Genomic DNA, 17,416 nt, shown 5'->3' on the forward strand with positions numbered 1-17,416 from the left:
CCATGTTAAATCTGATAACGCGCTGAGGCGTCCATCCAACGGCTATAAAAAGGCATTTCAATCAGCAAGATGGCGGCCTTAAAGGGTTTATAACTCAGGGATTAAAATGGGGATTTGAGAGGAAAAGCGGGAGAAAAAAGCACAAAAAAGCATCTTTTGTAGCCGGTAGGGCGTACCGGCTAAGTGATGAGAGATTAACCTCGAGGTCCCTGTGGCGGAAGTGGCTGATGATTATCATCGCGACGGTCGTCAGGATGCGGCCTGCCGTGGTCATAGGGCTGGCCGTGTTGATAGTGAACAGGTCTTGGCGGCGGGGGCGGTGCTGGCTGCCAACGGTCGCCGCGCCAGTACATCCCGCGATTGTTACGCTCGCCGACATAATGCCCCTGATGAGCATGCCACCACTGAGGCGCTCGCCAGTCGTAGCCGTCCCAGTAGTATCCACGATGGTCTTGGTCGCCAATGTGCAGCGTCACCCCCGGCGTGTTGATATCAACCACCACGTTGGCCTGCGCAACCACGGGTAAGGCCAGTACACAGCATAAGAGTAAGAATGATTTATTCACGGTATCCGCCTTATTAGTTTGCGTCGTGCTCAGGGCAAAACTTATAACAAGGGGAATAAATTAGGCTATCGGATAACAGGAGTTTTGCGGTTAACTTTCTTCTTGCTTACTCAATTAAAACAAATGTATCTCACGGGAAATAAATCATTAAATCGCCCATGGATAACTCGACAAATATTATAGTGGCCTTAACAGATCTTAACGTTAGCCTGACAACAATCTGATGACTATCTATTTATACTGAGAGCGTTTATTCAGATAAAGGATATTTCCATGCGTAGAATATTAGCTTTCGTTGGCATCACTCTGGTTGTCATAAGCCTGAGCGGCTGCATCTTCCCCGGCCATTACGACCACGGCGGCTACCATGGTGGTTATCATCGCGGTTACTACGGGCATCCTTATTAGTAGTATTTTTTATTAGGTCATTACTCACTGGCATGAGTAATAAACACAATAATTATTTTTCATCAAGGGACTTCGGTCCCTTTTTGTTTGTTTGATTTTTTATTTCTTCAGACCAGCAAACAAATTTGAATAAACGATCAAGGCCGATGAAATTAATCTATCAGACTATTCCTGAAGGCTAAAGCCTCTTAACGTTATTTTTTCAAACTCTAATTAAAATCTTTAAAAATGGCAGTCAAGAAAAAGAAGGATGTGGACTTTGACAGGTAAAGCATAAAAAAAAGGCCGCTTTCGCGACCTTTTTGTCCAACTCACTTACTCTTTTGGAGTGGCATTCTCAACCCGGCTTTTCAACTTCTGCCCCGGACGGAAAGTCACCACACGGCGCGCCGTGATAGGAATATCTTCGCCGGTTTTCGGGTTACGTCCCGGACGTTGGTTTTTGTCACGCAGATCGAAATTGCCAAAACCAGACAATTTAACTTGTTCGCCATTCTCCAAAGCGCGACGCACTTCTTCGAAAAACAGTTCGACCAGGTCTTTGGCATCCCGTTTGCTAAGCCCAAGCTTCTCAAACAGGTGTTCTGACATTTCAGCTTTAGTAAGCGCCATAGGTTCAATCCCTCAAGGATGCTTGGAATCGCTGTTTTAGAGCCTCTACGCATTTTGCAACGGTAGCGGCGATCTCCTCTTCTTCCAGTGTACGAGCGGTATCCTGCAATACCAGACTGATGGCCAAGCTTTTATAGCCTTCAGTCACGCCCTTCCCACGGTACACGTCAAATAAGTTTACGCCAACTACCTGATTTGCGCCAACTTTCTTACACTCTGCCAAAATATCGTCTGCGGCAACGTTTTCAGCCACGACAACAGCGATGTCACGACGGTTAGCTGGGAAGCGAGAAACCTCCTTCGCATCAGGCAGCACGCGGTCTGCGACCTTATTCCACAGCATTTCGAACACCACTGTGCGACCGTTCAGATCCAGCTTACGTTCCAGCTCTGGGTGTACTACACCAATAAAACCAATACGTTCGCCGCGTAAATAAATTGCTGCACTCTGTCCCGGATGCAGTGCTGGATTCACTTCAGCTTTAAACTGAACGTCATCCAATTTGCCGGTAAGCTCAAGAATCGCTTCAAGATCACCTTTCAAATCGTAGTAGTCAACCGCCTGACGCGCCAGATCCCAATGCTCTTCATTTTTGTTACCTGCGATCACACCAGACAGCATGACGTCCTGACGGATACCCAAATCAGCTTGTGTATCAGGAACAAAGCGCAGGCCACTTTCAAAAATACGCACGCGGTTCTGCTGGCGATTCTGGTTATAAACCACTGAAGTCAGCAGGCCAGTCCACAGAGAAAGACGCATGGCTGACATTTCTACCGAGATTGGGCTTGGCAGAATCAGGGCTTCTTCGCCCGGATGCAGCAAATTCTGAATTTTCGGATCAACGAAGCTGTAGGTGATCGCTTCCTGGAAACCGCGATCCACCAGCAGATTTTTCACCCGCTTCAGGGACAAATCGGCTTCGCGATGCTTGGTCATTTCCAGATTAGCCTTAACCGGCACGTCAGGAATGTTGTTGTAGCCATACACGCGGGCCACTTCCTCGACCAAATCTTCTTCGATTTGCATATCAAAACGCCAGCTTGGCGCAACCGCCGTCCAGCTTGCGCCGTGATGCTCTACTTTGCAGCCAAGACGAGTCAGGATGTCGGTAACCTGTGTGTCTTCAACGTGATGACCAATCAGGCGATCCAGTTTTTCACGACGCAGCTCAATAGTGGCCGCTTTTGGCAGGTCTTTTTCAGAGGTGACATCGATAACCGGTCCAGCCTGACCACCACAAATCTGCAGCAGCAGCGCAGTGGCGCGCGCCATGGCTTTGAATTGCAGCTGTGGATCAACACCACGCTCGTAGCGATGGGATGCATCAGTATGCAGACCCTGACGGCGGGCGCGGCCGGTGATGGACAGCGGGTTGAAGAAGGCGCTTTCGAGCAGGACGTCCTGCGTCTCTTCGTTTACACCGGAGTGCTCACCACCGAAAATGCCGCCCATGGCTAAGGCTTTCTCGTGGTCAGCAATCACCAGCGTGTCGTCATTCAGCTTGGCTTCGGTGCCATCAAGCAGTGTCAGCGCTTCATCTTTCTTCGCCAGACGCACAACGATGCCGCCCTGAATGCGATTGAGGTCGAAGGCGTGCATTGGCTGGCCAAGTTCCAGCAGCACGTAGTTGGTGATATCAACCACTGGGTCAATGGAACGAATGCCGCAACGACGCAGCTTTTCACGCATCCACAGTGGCGTATCGGCTTTAACATTGATGCCTTTAACTACGCGGCCAAGATAGCGCGGGCAGGCTTCGGTTGCCTGCACGTCAATTGGCAGCACGTCGCTGATGGTAGCAGCAACAGGCGACATATCCGGCTCGTTCAGAGCGAGCTGGTTAATCACCGCGACGTCGCGCGCCACGCCGATGATGCCCAGACAGTCGGCACGGTTTGGGGTCACGCTGATTTCAATGGTGTTGTCATCCAGTTTGAGGAATTCACGGATGTCAGTACCGATAGGCGCGTCCAATGGCAGCTCAATGATGCCGTCATGGTCGTCGGAAATGCCCAGTTCGGAGAAGGAGCACAGCATGCCCTCTGAAGGCTCACCGCGCAGTTTGGCGGCTTTGATTTTGAAGTCGCCCGGCAATACCGCGCCGACGGTGGCTACAGCAACTTTCAGACCCTGACGGCAGTTCGGGGCGCCACAAACGATGTCGAGCAGGCGATCGCCGCCGACGTTGACTTTTGTCACGCGCAGTTTATCGGCGTTAGGATGCTGGCCGCACTCGACCACTTCACCCACGACAACGCCGTTAAAGGCACCCGCGACAGGCTCAACGCCGTCGACTTCTAGCCCGGCCATGGTGATCTGGTCGGATAATGCTTCGCTGCTGATGGCTGGGTTTACCCATTCACGCAACCAAAGTTCGCTGAATTTCATGTGATATTCCCGCCTTACTTAAACTGTTTGAGGAAACGCAGATCGTTTTCGAAGAAAGCGCGCAAATCGGTTACGCCATAGCGCAGCATGGTCAGACGCTCCATGCCCATACCGAATGCGAAGCCCGAATAGATTTCTGGATCGATACCTACGTTGCGCAGCACGTTTGGATGCACCATCCCGCAACCCAGTACTTCCAGCCATTTGCCGTTTTTGCCCATGACGTCAACTTCAGCGGAAGGCTCGGTGAATGGGAAGTAAGACGGGCGGAAACGAATCTGCAGATCAGCTTCAAAGAAGTTATTCAGGAAGTCGTGCAGCGTCCCTTTCAGGTTGCTGAAGCTAATGTCTTTATCAACGATCAGCCCTTCCATCTGGTGGAACATCGGGGTGTGAGTCTGGTCGTAGTCGTTACGATATACGCGGCCCGGCGCAATAATGCGGATCGGCGGCTGCTGGCCTTTCATGGTACGAATTTGTACGCCAGAGGTTTGGGTGCGCAGCAGACGGGTAGCGTCGAACCAGAAGGTGTCATGGTCGGCACGCGCCGGGTGGTGGCCTGGAATATTCAAGGCGTCGAAGTTGTGATAGTCATCTTCGATTTCAGGGCCGGTGGCGACAGAAAAACCTAACTCACCGAAGAAAGTTTCAATACGGTCAATGGTGCGGGTCACTGGGTGTAAACCGCCATTTTCGATACGACGGCCCGGCAGTGAAACGTCGATGGTTTCTTCTGCCAGACGGGCGTTCATCGCCGCTGACTCAAGCTCGTTCTTACGCGCATTCAGCGCTTCCTGAACTTCTTGCTTCGCCTGGTTAATGACTGCACCTGCGGCTGGACGTTCTTCAGCAGGTAATTCGCTCAGCGTTTTCATCTGGAGCGTAAAATGGCCCTTCTTACCCAAATATTCGACGCGCACTGTTTCTAATGCGGCAATATCCTGAGCACTCTCTACGGCGGCCTTGGCACTGGCGACCAGTTCTGCGAGATGTGGCATTGCTTTCCTCTTCTTCTGGCTTATATGGCCGGATGTGAAATAACCGGTAATTTATCAGGGGCGCGCGTTAAGCCCTGAACCTTAGTAAATAAAGAACAGATACAAAAAAGCCTCCACGAGGGAGGCTTAGGCGCTACTTTTCGTTTCTTCTCTTACGCGCGAAAGCCTTCCTGAATCAGGCGCTAAAGTAAAAAAAGAAACGGAAAATAGCAGTGTTCATGCTTGCGTTACCTTGTTGATGCTCAGCTTGCTGGCGTTATTGTCACACTGTGAGATGACAACTTGACTGATTATAAACAAAAAAGAGGGAGCAAGCTCCCTCTTTTTAGCTGACTTACGCCAGAGCTGCTTTCGCTTTTTCTACCAGTGCGCTGAACGCGAACTTATCGAAAACTGCGATATCAGCCAAAATCTTACGGTCAATTTCAATAGAAGCTTTTTTCAAGCCGTTAATGAATTTGCTGTAAGACATGTCGTTCTGACGAGCTGCTGCGTTGATACGCGCGATCCACAGCTGACGGAACTGACGTTTCTTTTGACGACGGTCACGGTAAGCGTATTGACCAGCTTTGATAACAGCCTGGAATGCAACACGATATACGCGCGAACGGGCACCGTAGTAACCTTTCGCCTGCTTTAAAATTTTCTTGTGACGTGCACGTGCAATCACACCACGTTTTACGCGAGCCATATGCTCTCCTGAGTATTATTCTTAATTAAAAAAAGTGTATTTATGCGTACGGCAGACATGCAGAGACCAGACCCAAATCGTTCTTGGATACCAGGCCTTTTGGACGCAAGTGACGTTTACGCTTAGTAGCTTTTTTGGTCAGAATATGACGCAGGTTAGCGTGCTTACGCTTAAAACCACCGTTAGCGGTTTTTTTGAAGCGTTTAGCGGCGCCACGTACTGTTTTGATCTTTGGCATTTTAAATTCCACTTCGCATTGTTAATTACATGAATCAGAAAGGCGAACTAAACCCACGCAGCGCAAGCACTGCGCGGGGGAAGTTACTTGGAAGCCTTACTGTTTCTTCTTAGGTGCGAGCACCATGATCATCTGACGGCCTTCGATCTTCGTAGGGAAGGATTCGACAACGGCCAATTCAGAATCTTCACACAGGTCTTTACGGACGCGGTTAAGCACTTCCATACCGATCTGTTGGTGCGCCATCTCACGCCCACGGAACCGCAGGGTGATTTTGGCTTTATCGCCATCTTCCAGAAAGCGAATCAGGTTGCGTAGTTTGACCTGATAGTCGCCATCATCGGTACCAGGTCGGAATTTGATTTCCTTAACCTGAATAACTTTTTGCTTCTTCTTCTGCTCTTTGGTCGACTTGCTCTTCTCGTAGAGGAATTTGCCGTAATCCATGATTCGACAAACTGGCGGTTCGGCATTCGGACTGATTTCTACTAAATCGACGCCCGCTTCCTCAGCTTTTTCAAGAGCTTCATTCAGACTGACAATACCAATCTGCTCGCCATCGACGCCGGTGAGGCGAACTTCTTGCGCGCGAATCTCTTTGTTAATGCGATTAGGACGCGCCGGTTGAACTCGTTTTCCGCCTTTAATACTTTATTCCTCCAGTTGATGAAGACTTCTGCTGCGGATTTCCGCCAGCAGTTTGTCAACGACTTCGCTAACGTCCATGCTTCCCAAGTCTTTTCCGCGGCGGGTACGAACGGCAACTTTGCCTGCTTCGACCTCTTTATCGCCACAAACCAACATATAAGGGACACGGCGTAGCGTGTGTTCGCGAATTTTAAAGCCAATCTTCTCATTTCTCAAGTCGGCTTTAACGCGAATGCCTGCATCTTGCAGTTTTTTAGTTAATTCTTCGACATAGGCAGCTTGTGTATCGGTAATATTCATTACCACAACCTGAACCGGAGCAATCCACGTTGGGAAGAAACCTGCATACTCTTCGGTAAGAATACCGATGAAGCGTTCCATAGAGCCCAAAATTGCTCGGTGAATCATTACTGGCACTTGACGGTCGTTGCTTTCGCCGATGTAAGACGCGTTCAAGCGACCCGGTAATGAAAAGTCGAGTTGCACGGTACCACACTGCCACGCACGATCCAAACAATCATGCAAGGTGAATTCAATTTTCGGACCATAAAACGCGCCTTCGCCCGGTTGATATTCGAATTCAATCTTGTTTTCAGTCAGTGCAGCAGCCAAGTCATCCTCGGCTTTAGTCCACATTTCGTCAGTACCGATGCGCTTCTCAGGACGGGTGGAAAGTTTCACCACAATCTTTTCGAAACCAAAAGTGCTGTACATGTCGTAAACCATGCGAATACAGCTGTTTACTTCGTCACGGACCTGCTCTTCAGTACAGAAGATGTGCGCATCATCCTGAGTAAAGCCACGAACGCGCATCAGGCCGTGCAATGCGCCAGATGGCTCATTACGGTGACAGCTACCGAACTCAGCCATACGCAATGGCAGGTCGCGGTAAGATTTCAAACCTTGGTTGAAGATCTGCACGTGGCCCGGGCAGTTCATCGGTTTGATGCAATACTCACGGTTCTCGGAAGAGGTGGTGAACATCGCGTCTTTATAGTTATCCCAGTGACCTGTTTTTTCCCACAGTACGCGGTCCATCATGAATGGACCTTTGACTTCCTGATAGTCGTAAGACTTCAGTTTCATGCGCACGAAGGCTTCCAGCTCGCGAAAGATAGTCCAACCGTCGTTGTGCCAGAACACCATGCCTGGCGCTTCTTCCTGCATGTGGTACAGGTCAAGCTGCTTACCAATTTTACGGTGGTCGCGTTTGCTGGCTTCTTCAAGGCGTTGCAGATAAGCATTTAACTGCTTCTTCTCAGCCCACGCGGTGCCGTAGATGCGTTGCAGCATTTTGTTTTTGCTGTCGCCACGCCAGTAAGCACCGGAGGTTTTCTGCAGTTTGAAGTGATGGCAGAAACGCATATTTGGCACGTGCGGACCGCGGCACATGTCGACGTATTCTTCATGGTGATACAAGCCTGGCTGATCATCATGACTGATGTTCTCATCCAGAATTGCCACTTTGTATTGCTCGCCACGGCTTGCAAAAGTATCGCGCGCTTCCTGCCAGCTGACTTTCTTTTTAATTACGTCGTAATTCTTTTCAGCCAACTCGTGCATACGCTTTTCAAGCAGATCGAGGTCTTCCTGAGTCAGCGTGCGATCGATATCAACGTCGTAATAGAAACCGTTGTCGATAACTGGACCAATGGCCATTTTGGTGTTCGGCCACAATTGTTTGATTGCGTGACCTAACAAGTGCGCACAGGAGTGACGCAGGATTTCCAAACCGGCTTCGTCTTTGGCAGTGATGATCGCTAACTGTGCGTCCTGAGTAATGAGATCCGTTGCATCAACCAATTCGCCATTTACGCGGCCAGCGATACAGGCTTTCGCCAGACCTGGACCGATATCAAGGGCGACATCAAGGGGAGAAACGGGAGCATCAAACGAACGCTGACTTCCGTCAGGAAGAGTAATAACTGGCATGTTAATTCCTTATCTACAGTGGTGCCCCACACGACAGAGCACATATAGAAAATATTTGGGTTTAAATTCATTTAGTTAGTTACGCTATTCAGCTCTACTTTGCCGAATACATGCACCTGTAAGGCCCCGACTTCATTGCCTCAAGATGCGACGTAAAAAACGCCAGCCAGTGTAACATTCGTAAAGCGCAGTTTTCCAGCAACCTTGGTTGCTTAATGGTGCTATTTTTCGTGTAATTATCTGCACAGCACTCATATTGAAAGGATGTTGAAAATGGATGGAAAATCATGACCGAAATTGCCCAATTATTTAAAGCCGTCGGACTGGGCTTAGTGATTCTGTTGCCGCTGGCTAACCCCCTGACCACTGTCGCGCTGCTGCTAGGTCTGTCGGGCAATATGACCACGCAGGAGCGCAACCAGCAGTCGCTGATGGCCTCCGTCTACGTGTTCGCCATTATGACCGTGGCGTTTTATGCCGGTCAGTTGGTGATGAATACCTTCGGGATTTCCATTCCGGGGCTGCGTATCGCCGGGGGGCTGATTGTCGCCTTTATCGGTTTTCGCATGCTATTTCCTCAGCCACACGCTGAAGAGAAGACCATGGTGGAGAATAAAACCGAGGAGATGAAGAAGCAGGACTCGCCGAACATCGCCTTTGTACCGCTCGCCATGCCAAGCACCGCCGGGCCGGGGACCATTGCGATGATCATCAGCAGCGCCTCTGCCATCAAAGACGGCGTGGATTTCCCTGAGTGGGTGATTGCCGTTGCGCCAGTGCTGACCTTCTTCCTCATCGGCCTGATCCTGTGGCTCTGTTTAAGAAGCTCTGGGGCGATTATGCGTCTGGTGGGGAAAAGCGGGATTGAAGCGATTTCGCGTCTGATGGGGTTCTTGCTGGTGTGTATGGGCGTTCAGTTTGGCATTAACGGCATTCTGGAGATTATTTCACACTACCCGCCAGCAGCCTGATTGCGCTGCTGACGGATAGAATGAACAGTGCTTATCTCATGGCCAGATAAGCGTTGTTCACTTTCCACAGGTAGCGAGGGGCCTGCGGAGCCGGGTGTTTTTGCTGCACGTGTTCATAGAACTGTTGTGGCGTCATCTGATTAATCTTGGCTACAGCGTAAGTTCTGTCGCTGGAGAAGGTTCTCAGTAGTGCCCCTGCACCGTTTACATAAGCCACTGTTGTTGCATAACGCCGCGTTTGTGGGTCGCTGATACCCGCCAACTGTTGCTGCAACATGCTTAGGTAAGCTGTACCTAAATCGATATTCACCGCGGGATCTTTCAACTCATGGGTGCTGGGTTGCCCGTAGCGCCCTTTCATCCGGTAAGCATCACGCCCTGCCGTCGATGCTTTTAACTGCATCAGGCCAATCGCGTTAGACTTACTGACCACCGTCGGATTGAAACCTGACTCAACCTGAATAATCGCCTTTACCAATGTTTCATCAACACCATAGGTATTTGCTGCTTGGTGTATCACGCTGCCGTAAGGTCCTTGGTGCATCATGGACGTATCCGGTAATGCGGCCGGCGGATTCAGAAAGTGAGTCCGTTGTACCGGCGTTTCTTTAGCGCAACCCGCTAATAAAAGCGCGGCCATCAAATAAAGAATGTTTGGTTTCACGTTATGCCTCTCGCGACTTTGACGAAAGCCAGCATATACATCTTCTTCGCACACCTGAATATATTTTTAGTCTATGCTGAATAATGTTCTGTTAAACAAAGGTATTAGGAAAGAGTCGATAAGATAATTCTGCTTATATATGCACTATTAGCGTCACTAATTCCTAATTTCATATTCTCTTTGTAACAAACAGATGAAGCAGATCACGCGTATTTACTTCACAACCTGATTTTGCTGTGGGCCAGATCGGGTTTTTCAAGTGAGAAAGACGCTAACTTAATGAATAATCAGGCCAGTCAGAAGGGGTGATTCCATGTGGCAAGCCGTTAATCGTTTGTTAAGTGAACATCTTGGTAGCGCCGAAATCCGTGAACGGGTTGAGCTTCCCGGGGGTGAAATCCACCCAGCGTGGCGACTCAGTTATGGAGACAGGGATATCTTCGTGAAATGTAATTCACGCGAGATGCTGCCCATTTTTGCCGCCGAGGCTGACCAGCTCGCCCTACTCGCTCGCAGTAAAACGGTGAAAGTGCCTGAAGTGTATGGCGTTGGCAGTGACCGTGATTACAGCTTCCTCTTACTTGAATATCTCCCTCTTAAACCCCTGGATCAGCACAGTGCTTACCTGCTAGGCCAGCAGCTGTCGGCCCTGCACCAGTGGAGCGAACAACTCCAGTTCGGGCTTGATTTTGATAACGAGCTGGCAACACTGCCCCAGCCCAATAGCTGGCAAAAACGCTGGTCGAGCTTCTTTGCCGAGCAGAGAATTGGCTGGCAGTTACAGCTAGCCGCCGAGAAAGGCATGGTGTTTGGCAATATCGAAGACATCACGGAAAAGGTTCGCGCCCGGCTGCATAACCACCAGCCGCAGCCCTCTTTGCTGCACGGCGACCTGTGGCCGCACAACTGCGCTTTATCCGAGGGTGGTCCGGTAATTTTCGACCCGGCCTGCTACTGGGGAGATCGCGAATGCGATTTCGCCATGCTGCCTTTATATCCCAACGTCCCCAGCTATATTTACGATGGATATCAAAGCCGTACTCCCCTTCCCGACGATTTCACCCTTCGCCAGCCGGTTTACCAATTATATTATCTGCTCAATCGCAGTAATCTTTTTGGCGGTCAACATCTGGTGGTGGCGCAACGGGCAATTGAACGATTAATGCAGAGCGACGGGGCATAATAAAAGAGCCTGAATCTATGACGGATTCAGGCTCATTTTTTGCCGCTTAATACTGACCTTGCGAATTAATTCTCAGGCAATTAAACCTAATAATTTGAGAATGAAATAGGCAATCACTGCCAGAATAATCGGCAGGATATAAAGTGGGAAATATTGCACAAAAATCGTGTGTCGAGGTAAGACGATGCGCTCTTCGATTTGCTGCTTAGTGCGCCCTTCGCCCTCTTTCGCCTGCTCCAAAATCAGCTGATCCTGAATGCCTTCGCGAATATGTTTAACCTGGCGTGACATGCGCGCACCTGAAGCCTGTAGCGCCAGACCGACAAAAATCAGCCAGTAGATAATAAAGAACACGATGTTAGCCGTGGTGAGGCCCTGCCCGAGCACCGGAACCGGCGAGTTGTACCAAAACATATTCAAGAACGAGGTGTTGAAACGCACCATATCGACCATGACATGGACGAAATCCAACATCACCGCGTTAATCCCCTGCTGGGCTTTACTGTGCTCATAGACAAAGTTCAGCAATGAAATGATGGTCGACAGTAATGCGGGAATGAAAACCACCCAACCCAAGATCCGCTTTAGTACGGCAACGCGCCCGGCCTGTTGATACGTCATGAATTCCCCTTGTGAAGACGTCTCAGATATCGACTAAGTCTACCCGCAGATTAGGAATGTCGCCCACTGTTTTAATGGCTTAGACACAAAGTCAGACAATATTTCCGTTTCCCGGGCGCGATGTATCTGACTTCTGCCCTGAGCCAACGAGTGATAGAGTGGCGAAAACCTCAACCATGGAGAGAAAAACAATGGCGTACTCGCGTCCTATTGCTGCGGCAATATTTGATATGGATGGTCTGCTGATCGACTCTGAACCCCTGTGGACACAGGCCGAGCTGGATATTTTTGGCGATTTGGGATTAGACCTATCGCAGCGCCATTTGCTGCCTGACACGCTGGGTTTGCGCATCGATCAGGTAGTGCGGATGTGGTATCAGGCCATGCCTTGGCAGGGGCCGACGCAGGAGGAAGTGACGCAGCGCGTGATTGCTCGCGCCATCGAACTGGTGGAACAGACCCGCCCGCTGCTGCCCGGCGTCACCCACGCCTTAGAGTTGTGCCGCGATCAGGGGCTGAAAATTGGTTTAGCTTCGGCTTCTCCGCTGCACATGCTGGATAAAGTGCTCGAGATGTTTAACCTCACCGGCTACTTCCAAATCCGCGCCTCCGCCGAGCACCTGCCTTACAGCAAGCCTCACCCTGAAGTCTATATTCAGGCAGCCGGCCAGTTGCAGGTTGACCCGCTGAACTGCGTCACGCTGGAAGACTCCTTTAATGGCATGATTGCCACTAAGGCCGCCCGCATGCGATCCATTGTGGTGCCGGACCATGAGTTCAGTGAAGACCCGCGCTGGGCGCTGGCTGACATTAAACTCTCCTCCCTTGAGCAGCTGCGCGCCGAGCATATTCGCTAAACATAATAGTTTTACAGAAAGTCCGCGCGCTTGGGTGAAAAGGTGTCAATCAGCACACTGCCTTGCTCAAGCGCCACCACGCCGTGCATCTCGTGCTTCACCGCCCGGTACGCATCCCCGACGCCCAGGATCTTCTTCTCGCCTTCTATCTCCACTTCAAAGCTGCCCGCCGCCACATAAGCAATCTGGTCGTGAATATCATGCTTGTGCGCCACGCCAATCGCCCCTTTATCAAAGTGCACCGCGACCATCATCAGGTCATCGCTCCAGGTCATGATTTTGCGTTTCACGCCGTGCCCAAGCTCTTCCCATGGGGTTTCTTCATCTATAAAGAACGTTTTCATCGCAGCGCCTTTTGGTAGGAATTAAAGAGGGAAAGCGAGCCTAAACGGCTCAAACCTGAAAATCATTCTACTCGCCCTTCTCTAAGGCTCGAGGATCAGTTTCGATAATCTTGACCTCCCTCATAAAATAAATAAAACATCATTTCATTTTTATTGAATTCATATGCCAATGACTTTATGCTGCACAGACCAAGGACGAGCCGGCGGTTTGATCTTTGTGGTGATGTCACTGCCACGCGTCACCTCAGTCAGCGCCGACAACTCCTTCCTTCATTGCACTTACCACGCACGAGAGGCACCGACATGCAAGTCCGTCAAAGCATCCATAGCGACCACGCCAAACAGCTCGACACCGCGGGATTACGTCGCGAATTTCTGATTGAGAAAATCTTCGAAAAAAACAACTACACCATGACGTACAGCCATATCGACCGCATTATTGTCGGCGGCGTGATGCCGATTGATGCCAAGGTGTCGGTGGGTGACGAAGTGGGCAAGCAGCTTGGCGTGAGCTATTTCCTTGAGCGCCGCGAATTGGGGGTGATCAATATTGGCGGGCCGGGCCTGATAGCTGTCGATGGCACCACCTATGAGATTGGCAATGAAGAAGCCCTGTATGTCGGCAAAGGGGCGCGAAACGTTGAGTTCAGCAGCCTCGACCCGGCCAAGCCCGCCAAGTTCTACTACAATAGCGCGCCGGCCCACACCACCTTCCCGAACAAGAAAATCACGCTGGCCGAGGCTTCTCCGCAGACCATCGGCGACCCAGCCACTAGCAACCGTCGCACCATCAATAAGTTTATCGTTCCTGACGTGCTGGAAACCTGCCAGCTGACCATGGGCCTGACCAAGCTTGAGCAAGGTAGCCTGTGGAACACCATGCCGTGCCACACCCACGAGCGCCGGATGGAAGTCTATTTCTACTTTGATATGGACGACGAAACCGCCGTATTCCACATGATGGGCCAGCCGCAGGAGACGCGTCATCTGCTGGTGCACAATGAACAGGCCGTGATCTCCCCGAGTTGGTCGATTCACGCCGGGGTAGGCACCAAGCGCTATACCTTTATCTGGGGCATGGTGGGTGAGAATCAGGTGTTTGACGATATGGACCACGTGAAGGTCAGCGAACTGCGCTAATCGGCCAGCAGAGATATCTTTCGGCCGAGCGCCGTTGTTAAAAGAGAAAAGAATATGATCCTTAATGCATTTGATTTGGCAGGAAAAGTCGCGCTAGTGACCGGCTGTAATACCGGGCTTGGACAGGGTATGGCGATAGGTTTGGCGCAGGCGGGCTGTGATATTGTCGGCGTCAATCTGAGTTCACCCGATGAAACCGCCGAAAAAGTGACGGCGCTGGGCCGCCGTTTTCTGGATCTTCGCGCCGATCTGGGCAGCATCGAGGGTATCCCGGAGCTGATTGAAAAAGCCGTCGGCGAGTTCGGGCATCTGGATATTCTGGTCAACAACGCCGGGATTATTCGCCGCGAAGACGCCATTGAGTTCAGCGAGAAGAACTGGGATGACGTGATGAACGTCAACAGTAAGACGCTGTTCTTTATGTCGCAGGCCGTGGCGCGCCAGTTCATCAAACAGGGCCACGGCGGCAAGATCATTAATATCGCCTCCATGCTCTCTTATCAGGGCGGTATTCGCGTGCCGTCCTACACGGCGTCAAAAAGCGCGGTGATGGGGATCACTCGCCTGATGGCTAATGAGTGGGCCAAGCACGGCATCAACGTGAATGCCATTGCGCCGGGCTATATGGCGACCAATAACACCGAGCAGCTGCGCGCCGACGAAGGCCGCAGTAAAGAGATTCTGGAGCGTATTCCGGCGGGCCGTTGGGGCGTGCCCGAGGACGTGATGGGGCCGGTGGTCTTCTTGGCGTCAAAAGCCTCTGACTATGTGAATGGTTACACCGTGGCGGTTGATGGCGGCTGGTTGGCGCGTTAAGCTGTAAAATTAGTCGAAAAAAGACGTCTAAAATGGCGTCTTTTTTATTATATTTCAAATAGTTGACAATTCGTTACAGGGTAACTCTTCCCTGATTGTGACAGTTTCACTTATACTGGATAAAATAACAGTTATTAAGTTCGGAAGCGTCATGACGGCGGAAGGCCATCTCATATTTTCAATCGCCTGTGCGGTATTCGCCAAAAAAGCACAGCTCTCTCCCGAGCTGGCGCACGGGGACTGGTGGCATATTATCCCAGCCTCGCTGCTGACGTCACTGCTGCCCGACATTGATCACCCAAAATCGCTAATAGGCCAGCGCCTTAAGTGGGTTTCCGCGCCCATTGCCCGCGTCTTTGGGCATCGGGGGTTCACCCATAGCCTGTTAGCGGTGGTCGGCGGCATTTTCCTGATGCGTACCCATTTCCCCCATGATTGGGTGATCCCTATCGACGCTTTCCACGCAATGATTATCGGCTACCTCAGCCATATACTGGCGGACATGCTGACCCCTGCCGGAGTACCTCTGCTGTGGCCCTGCCGCTGGCGTTTTCGCCTGCCGCTGATTAATAGCCAGAAAGGCAACCAGCTGGAGCGCACATTATGTTTACTCTTGGTGGGCTTCACCCTGTTCTGGCCCGACTGGACGCCCATTATTGGTGCAATCAAGCCGGAGTCATTTAGCAAATTATTGAACCTGATCACCTAAAAATGCGCAGAAAACAACCGCAAAAGGCATATTTAAGCCGTTTTTAGCTCATAAAGTTATAAAGCATTCTTTTTGGATATAAATCCCCCTCCAAATGAACTGTTATTCTATGCCCCAACGCTATGGGATGGTGCATTCCCCGCATTGGGGACATCAAAAAGCAAAACATAATTAGAAATTTGGAGATCTGGGTATGAATCTTCCGCTCGTGATTAACGTGGTGGTCTTCGTCGCCCTCCTTCTACTTTTGGCGCAAACCCGCCACAAGCAGTGGAGTTTGGCAAAAAAAGTACTGGTCGGTTTGGTGATCGGTGTGGTGTTTGGTCTGGCATTGCAGCTGATTTACGGCTCTGACAACCCAGTACTGAAAACCTCTATTACCTGGTTCAATATCGTCGGGAATGGTTATGTGCAGCTGCTGCAAATGATCGTTATGCCGCTGGTATTTGTGTCCATTCTGAGTGCGGTTGCCAAGCTGCATAACGCCTCTTCACTGGGTAAAATCAGCTTCCTGACTATCGGCACGCTGCTGTTCACCACGCTTATCGCAGCCTTGGTAGGTGTGTTTGTCACCGGCCTGTTCGGCCTGACCGCGGACGGTCTGGTGCAGGGTGCTCAAGAAACGGCTCGTCTCTCTGCGCTGCAAAGCAACTATGTGGGTAAAGTCGCTGACTTGACCATGCCGCAGCTGATCCTGTCCTTCATTCCGAAAAACCCGTTTGCCGATTTAACTGGCGCAAGCCCGACGTCGATCATCAGCGTGGTTATCTTCGCTGCCTTCGTTGGCGTTGCTGCCCTGCAACTGGTTAAAGATGACCAAGAGAAAGGCCCGCGCGTGCTGGCGTTCATCGACACTCTGCAAGCCTGGGTGATGAAACTGGTTCGTCTGGTGATGAAGCTGACTCCATACGGCGTGCTGGCCCTGATGACCAAAGTGGTTGCCGGCTCTAACGTGCAGGATATCGTCAAGCTGGGTAGCTTCGTGGTGGCGTCTTACTTGGGTCTGGCCATCATGTTTGTGGTTCACGCGGTGCTGCTCTCTTTCACCGGCATTAACCCAGCGAAATTCTTCCGCAAAGTATGGCCGGTGCTGACGTTTGCCTTCACCAGCCGTTCTAGCGCTGCTTCTATTCCGCTGAGCGTTGAAGCGCAAACCCGTCGTCTGGGTATTCCTGAATCAATCGCCAGCTTCGCGGCGTCCTTTGGTGCCACCATTGGTCAAAACGGCTGTGCGGGTCTGTATCCGACCATGCTGGCGGTGATGGTTGCGCCAACCGTGGGCATTAACCCGTTTGACCCAATGTGGATCGCCACCCTCGTCGGTATCGTGACCCTCAGCTCTGCCGGTGTTGCTGGCGTGGGCGGCGGTGCAACCTTCGCGGCGCTGATCGTGCTGCCAGCGATGGGCCTGCCGGTAACGCTGGTTGCCCTGCTGATTTCAGTCGAACCGTTGATTGATATGGGTCGTACCGCGCTGAACGTCAGCGGCTCAATGACTGCCGGTACCATCACCAGCCAGTTGCTGCGCCAGACTGATAAGTCCGTATTGGACGCCGATGAGAACGCCGAACTGGCTCATCGCTAATTCAGTATTGACCCACTAGCCCCATAAAAAAGGCCGCGACG

The 17,416-nt window shown here is 51.1% G+C and carries 20 protein-coding genes and 1 other annotated feature; of the genes, 8 read left to right on the top strand and 12 right to left on the bottom strand.

Annotated features, from left to right (window positions below; all coding sequences use genetic code 11):
- Nucleotides 1-194 precede the first annotated feature (194 nt).
- Complete coding sequence (locus V2154_RS12060) at nt 195-566, bottom strand: DUF2502 domain-containing protein (RefSeq protein WP_353502451.1); 372 nt, start codon at nt 564-566, stop codon at nt 195-197.
- A 273-nt stretch (nt 567-839) separates the two neighbouring features.
- Between V2154_RS12060 and V2154_RS12065 the strand changes: the two genes are divergently transcribed.
- Nucleotides 840-974, top strand: a complete 135-nt coding sequence (locus V2154_RS12065; RefSeq protein ID WP_353502452.1) for a hypothetical protein — start codon at nt 840-842, stop codon at nt 972-974.
- Between the two features lie 315 nt (nt 975-1,289).
- Here the strand turns inward: V2154_RS12065 and ihfA are convergent, their stop codons facing one another.
- The 8 genes from ihfA to thrS all read right to left on the bottom strand — a co-directional run bounded on the left by ihfA (nt 1,290) and on the right by thrS (nt 8,485).
- A complete protein-coding gene (ihfA, locus tag V2154_RS12070) occupies nt 1,290-1,586 on the bottom strand; it encodes an integration host factor subunit alpha (protein WP_004717732.1) in 297 nt (98 codons plus the stop codon).
- A gap of 4 nt (nt 1,587-1,590) precedes the next feature.
- Complete coding sequence (pheT, locus tag V2154_RS12075; protein ID WP_353502453.1) at nt 1,591-3,978, bottom strand: phenylalanine--tRNA ligase subunit beta; 2,388 nt, start codon at nt 3,976-3,978, stop codon at nt 1,591-1,593.
- Between the two features lie 14 nt (nt 3,979-3,992).
- Nucleotides 3,993-4,976 carry a phenylalanine--tRNA ligase subunit alpha gene (gene pheS, locus V2154_RS12080; protein ID WP_353502454.1) on the bottom strand — a complete coding sequence of 328 codons (984 nt, stop codon included), beginning with the start codon at nt 4,974-4,976 and terminating at the stop codon, nt 3,993-3,995.
- Between the two features lie 100 nt (nt 4,977-5,076).
- Nucleotides 5,077-5,201 (bottom strand) — a sequence feature (Phe leader region).
- A complete protein-coding gene (gene pheM / locus V2154_RS12085) occupies nt 5,152-5,196 on the bottom strand; it encodes a pheST operon leader peptide PheM (RefSeq protein ID WP_133845469.1) in 45 nt (14 codons plus the stop codon). (Overlaps the previous feature by 45 nt.)
- Nucleotides 5,202-5,310: 109 nt before the next feature.
- Nucleotides 5,311-5,667, bottom strand: a complete 357-nt coding sequence (gene rplT, locus V2154_RS12090) for a 50S ribosomal protein L20 (RefSeq protein ID WP_034791189.1) — start codon at nt 5,665-5,667, stop codon at nt 5,311-5,313.
- A gap of 40 nt (nt 5,668-5,707) precedes the next feature.
- Nucleotides 5,708-5,905 (bottom strand): 50S ribosomal protein L35, encoded by a 198-nt coding sequence (gene rpmI, locus V2154_RS12095; RefSeq protein WP_013576135.1) that lies wholly within the window; start codon nt 5,903-5,905, stop codon nt 5,708-5,710.
- A 96-nt stretch (nt 5,906-6,001) separates the two neighbouring features.
- A complete protein-coding gene (gene infC, locus V2154_RS12100) occupies nt 6,002-6,553 on the bottom strand; it encodes a translation initiation factor IF-3 (protein WP_013576136.1) in 552 nt (183 codons plus the stop codon).
- A gap of 3 nt (nt 6,554-6,556) precedes the next feature.
- A complete protein-coding gene (thrS, locus tag V2154_RS12105) occupies nt 6,557-8,485 on the bottom strand; it encodes a threonine--tRNA ligase (RefSeq protein ID WP_353502455.1) in 1,929 nt (642 codons plus the stop codon).
- A gap of 287 nt (nt 8,486-8,772) precedes the next feature.
- Between thrS and V2154_RS12110 the strand changes: the two genes are divergently transcribed.
- Nucleotides 8,773-9,456, top strand: coding sequence for a MarC family NAAT transporter (locus V2154_RS12110; RefSeq protein WP_353502456.1), 684 nt, complete (start codon nt 8,773-8,775; stop codon nt 9,454-9,456).
- Nucleotides 9,457-9,487: 31 nt separating this feature from the next.
- On the opposite strand, the gene V2154_RS12115 is transcribed toward V2154_RS12110, so the two are convergent.
- On the bottom strand, nt 9,488-10,120 hold the full coding sequence (locus V2154_RS12115) for a transglycosylase SLT domain-containing protein (protein WP_084674100.1): 633 nt from the start codon (nt 10,118-10,120) through the stop codon (nt 9,488-9,490).
- A 313-nt stretch (nt 10,121-10,433) separates the two neighbouring features.
- Here V2154_RS12115 and V2154_RS12120 point away from each other — a divergent pair, with 313 nt between their 5' ends.
- Entirely contained in the window at nt 10,434-11,303 is an 870-nt protein-coding gene (locus tag V2154_RS12120) for a fructosamine kinase family protein (RefSeq protein WP_353502457.1), read from the top strand.
- Between the two features lie 72 nt (nt 11,304-11,375).
- On the opposite strand, the gene V2154_RS12125 is transcribed toward V2154_RS12120, so the two are convergent.
- Nucleotides 11,376-11,924, bottom strand: a complete 549-nt coding sequence (locus tag V2154_RS12125; protein WP_353502458.1) for a YniB family protein — start codon at nt 11,922-11,924, stop codon at nt 11,376-11,378.
- A gap of 191 nt (nt 11,925-12,115) precedes the next feature.
- On the opposite strand from V2154_RS12125, the gene hxpB reads away from it, so the two are divergent.
- Nucleotides 12,116-12,781, top strand: coding sequence for a hexitol phosphatase HxpB (hxpB, locus tag V2154_RS12130; RefSeq protein WP_353502459.1), 666 nt, complete (start codon nt 12,116-12,118; stop codon nt 12,779-12,781).
- Nucleotides 12,782-12,792: 11 nt separating this feature from the next.
- Here hxpB and V2154_RS12135 read toward each other — a convergent pair whose 3' ends face one another.
- Complete coding sequence (locus V2154_RS12135) at nt 12,793-13,125, bottom strand: cupin domain-containing protein (RefSeq protein WP_034791198.1); 333 nt, start codon at nt 13,123-13,125, stop codon at nt 12,793-12,795.
- 303 nt (nt 13,126-13,428) lie between these two features.
- Between V2154_RS12135 and kduI the strand changes: the two genes are divergently transcribed.
- The 4 genes from kduI to V2154_RS12155 all read left to right on the top strand — a co-directional run bounded on the left by kduI (nt 13,429) and on the right by V2154_RS12155 (nt 17,375).
- The gene (gene kduI, locus V2154_RS12140; protein WP_353502460.1) at nt 13,429-14,265 is read left to right on the top strand and encodes a 5-dehydro-4-deoxy-D-glucuronate isomerase; all 837 of its coding nucleotides are present in this window, start codon (nt 13,429-13,431) and stop codon (nt 14,263-14,265) included.
- A gap of 54 nt (nt 14,266-14,319) precedes the next feature.
- A complete protein-coding gene (kduD, locus tag V2154_RS12145; protein WP_353502461.1) occupies nt 14,320-15,081 on the top strand; it encodes a 2-dehydro-3-deoxy-D-gluconate 5-dehydrogenase KduD in 762 nt (253 codons plus the stop codon).
- A 151-nt stretch (nt 15,082-15,232) separates the two neighbouring features.
- On the top strand, nt 15,233-15,790 hold the full coding sequence (locus tag V2154_RS12150) for a metal-dependent hydrolase (protein WP_353502462.1): 558 nt from the start codon (nt 15,233-15,235) through the stop codon (nt 15,788-15,790).
- 193 nt (nt 15,791-15,983) lie between these two features.
- The gene (locus V2154_RS12155; RefSeq protein ID WP_353502463.1) at nt 15,984-17,375 is read left to right on the top strand and encodes an L-cystine transporter; all 1,392 of its coding nucleotides are present in this window, start codon (nt 15,984-15,986) and stop codon (nt 17,373-17,375) included.
- Nucleotides 17,376-17,416: the final 41 nt, after the last annotated feature.

Origin of the sequence: Ewingella sp. CoE-038-23 (assembly GCF_040419245.1) — a bacterium.
Lineage (GTDB): Bacteria > Pseudomonadota > Gammaproteobacteria > Enterobacterales > Enterobacteriaceae > Ewingella > Ewingella allii.

Bases quoted from the DNA above. Each gene is read 5' to 3' on its own strand.
- V2154_RS12065 (WP_353502452.1), top strand. From the start codon at position 840: ATGCGTAGAATATTAGCTTTCGTTGGCATCACTCTGGTTGTCATAAGC.
- ihfA (WP_004717732.1), bottom strand. From the start codon at position 1,586: ATGGCGCTTACTAAAGCTGAAATGTCAGAACACCTGTTTGAGAAGCTT.
- pheT (WP_353502453.1), bottom strand. From the start codon at position 3,978: ATGAAATTCAGCGAACTTTGGTTGCGTGAATGGGTAAACCCAGCCATC.
- pheS (WP_353502454.1), bottom strand. From the start codon at position 4,976: ATGCCACATCTCGCAGAACTGGTCGCCAGTGCCAAGGCCGCCGTAGAG.
- rplT (WP_034791189.1), bottom strand. From the start codon at position 5,667: ATGGCTCGCGTAAAACGTGGTGTGATTGCACGTGCACGTCACAAGAAA.
- rpmI (WP_013576135.1), bottom strand. From the start codon at position 5,905: ATGCCAAAGATCAAAACAGTACGTGGCGCCGCTAAACGCTTCAAAAAA.
- thrS (WP_353502455.1), bottom strand. From the start codon at position 8,485: ATGCCAGTTATTACTCTTCCTGACGGAAGTCAGCGTTCGTTTGATGCT.
- V2154_RS12110 (WP_353502456.1), top strand. From the start codon at position 8,773: ATGACCGAAATTGCCCAATTATTTAAAGCCGTCGGACTGGGCTTAGTG.
- V2154_RS12120 (WP_353502457.1), top strand. From the start codon at position 10,434: ATGTGGCAAGCCGTTAATCGTTTGTTAAGTGAACATCTTGGTAGCGCC.
- V2154_RS12125 (WP_353502458.1), bottom strand. From the start codon at position 11,924: ATGACGTATCAACAGGCCGGGCGCGTTGCCGTACTAAAGCGGATCTTG.
- hxpB (WP_353502459.1), top strand. From the start codon at position 12,116: ATGGCGTACTCGCGTCCTATTGCTGCGGCAATATTTGATATGGATGGT.
- V2154_RS12135 (WP_034791198.1), bottom strand. From the start codon at position 13,125: ATGAAAACGTTCTTTATAGATGAAGAAACCCCATGGGAAGAGCTTGGG.
- kduI (WP_353502460.1), top strand. From the start codon at position 13,429: ATGCAAGTCCGTCAAAGCATCCATAGCGACCACGCCAAACAGCTCGAC.
- kduD (WP_353502461.1), top strand. From the start codon at position 14,320: ATGATCCTTAATGCATTTGATTTGGCAGGAAAAGTCGCGCTAGTGACC.
- V2154_RS12150 (WP_353502462.1), top strand. From the start codon at position 15,233: ATGACGGCGGAAGGCCATCTCATATTTTCAATCGCCTGTGCGGTATTC.
- V2154_RS12155 (WP_353502463.1), top strand. From the start codon at position 15,984: ATGAATCTTCCGCTCGTGATTAACGTGGTGGTCTTCGTCGCCCTCCTT.